A 260-nucleotide genomic window follows, 5' to 3' on the forward strand; every position below is an offset into this window, starting at 1 on the left:
GCGCAGGCCGCCGTGGATCAGCTTGCTGCTGGCGGAAGAGGTGTGGCTGGCCAAGTCGTCCTTTTCACAAAGGAATACCGACAAACCGCGACCGGCTGCGTCTGCTGCAATGCCGACGCCATTGATCCCGCCACCGATTACGGCAACGTCATAGACTTCGGCAAGCGGTGGAGCAGGCAAGGTGGAAGGGTTCATCGGCTGGCCTCGCGATTTATTCGTCTTGGAATTCGAACATTAATGTTCATTTGCGAAAATGGTAG

The 260-nt window shown here is 56.2% G+C and carries 1 protein-coding gene; it reads right to left on the reverse strand.

Annotated features, from left to right (window positions below; genetic code table 11):
• On the reverse strand, positions 1–195 hold a 195-nt coding region (locus KZZ04_RS19740; protein ID WP_219423963.1), incomplete at its 3' end, for an FAD-dependent oxidoreductase.
• Between the last annotated feature and the right edge of the window lie 65 nt (positions 196–260).

Origin of the sequence: Pseudoalteromonas sp. CR1 (assembly GCF_019392235.1) — a bacterium.
Lineage (GTDB): Bacteria > Pseudomonadota > Gammaproteobacteria > Enterobacterales > Alteromonadaceae > Pseudoalteromonas.